Source organism: Ruegeria sp. BHSA163 (genome assembly GCF_059613365.1).
In genome coordinates this window covers 1-1,854 of record NZ_JBXWSJ010000124.1, presented here as the reverse complement: position 1 = coordinate 1,854, position 1,854 = coordinate 1, and the positions used below count along the sequence as shown (strand labels likewise).

The following is a 1,854-nucleotide window of genomic DNA, read 5'->3' as shown; positions in this document are numbered from 1 at the left end:
AGTTGGCTGCGCAGGCCGATTCAAATCAGCATGTCGTTCTGGTTCCCGCCTTCACCGGCCTCGGGGCTCCGTATTGGAAACCGGACTGCCGCGGCGCCATGTTCGGTCTGACCCGAAATTCTGGCCGGCCCGAAATCGCTCGCGCGACGCTGGAGAGTATTGCATTTCAGACTCGGGACCTATGGCATGCCATGCAAGGTGATTGGGGAGATGATGCCAATGTCGTATTGCGCGTTGACGGGGGCATGAGCGCATCGAATTGGGCGATGCAGGGGTTGTCCGATATTCTTGGTGCTCCGGTCGACCGCCCGGTTATGCAAGAGACTACAGCTTTGGGCGCAGCTTGGCTGGCTGGTTCGAAGGCAGGTGTTTACCCGGATAGGGACGGCTTTTCCGACGCTTGGTCGCTTGATCGGCGCTTCGAGCCCGAAATGGCTCGGGACGATTGCGAAGCTGCGTACACGAGGTGGCAACGAGCTGTTTCCGCTACAATGGCATTTTGAGGTTTCCGGGGGGATCGACAGACCGAACCTTCAAAAGGTTCAAAAACTGTGGGATCACACTGTAATTTCGAAAATTCTAATCTGTATGTTTGTACGCCTTGATTAATACCACCCTGTGCCTAACATGGATGCGGAAACGGGGGGTTAAATGCTTGCAGCCATCGTCTTTTATCTCAGCTTGTTAATCTCTCTGGGAATTGGTTTCCTGTATTTTCGAGATTTAGGTGACGTCAGCCAAATGGTTCTCAAAGTCAAACGTGAGAACATGGTCCGCTTTATCCGAAACGAATACCGCCTGATCGTCGTGGCATCAGGCTGTCTTGTGCTGATGACTGTGACGCACTTTGGCTTTGGGTCGGGGCCAGGCTGGATTTATTGGATAGGCCTTATTTTGGGTCTGTTTCTGATCGGGTTTCCTTACGTCTGGGTGCATGTCGGTTTACGCAATCAAAAATCCAGTGCCCAATACTTCGATATTGATGAAGCTCGGGAATTTGTGAGTCCAAGCAGCCCCGTGCTGGTCAATGAAAACGAAGGAGTTGCCCGCGCCCATCCCGACGCGCAGTTGATGCGACCGCATCTTGCGGGAAATGAAGAAGGGCTGGGCGGCAGGAACGTTGTAATGACCTACTGCGCCATGGCCAATCTTGGGATCGGCTATACACCCGAAGTCGAAGGAAAAGCTTTGGATCTCGAGGTTGTTGCACAGCATGGCAACAATTTGATTTTACGCGACAACAATACAGGAGAGCCGATCCAACAAATTTACGGTTTTCGCGAGGCAGACAGCTCTAAAACCGACTCGGGCGCGGTCTGTCCTCTTAAACCATCGCTTGCCATGAAACCCTGGCCAACATTCCGAATGACGTTTCGCGGATTTCAAAAGGCTTATCCGGACGGTACTGTGTTTCTCAACAAACCCTCCAGCAATCCGTTATTGTTCCTTTTTGATAGCGCCATGGAGATGCTGTTTGCGGCGTCAATCGGTAAACACCACCGCGAAGCTGCCCCCGTAATGGATAATATGAGTCACTTTGATGATCGGCTGGACAACAAGACCTATGTTTGGGGTGTAGATATCGATGGCGATGCCGTTTGCTGGACCGACGATTTTGTTGTCGAACAGGGCAATTTGGTTAACACGCAAGTTGGGGGCCGCCCAATCGTTATTGCTTGGCACCCCAGATACGAAAGCCTTGGGTTCTGGTATAATACGACGGGTGCACCAGTTACCGAGATAGATTTCTTCGGCAATACGCCAAATGGCAAATTGGAACGCGTCGAGGCGTTGAAACCTGGAATGTTTTGGCATGTCTGGGTGGAGTTCTATCCCCATACAGACATCAATCGC

Annotated in this window: 2 protein-coding genes; both read left to right on the top strand. The window is 51.9% G+C overall.

The window, feature by feature from the left end:
• A partial coding sequence (locus AC2FNV_RS23475; protein ID WP_496774729.1) for an FGGY-family carbohydrate kinase occupies positions 1-503 on the top strand: 503 nt, incomplete at its 5' end.
• A gap of 148 nt (positions 504-651) precedes the next feature.
• Positions 652-1,854 (top strand): DUF3179 domain-containing (seleno)protein (locus AC2FNV_RS23470; RefSeq protein WP_496774727.1); only part of this gene is annotated, 1,203 nt, incomplete at its 3' end.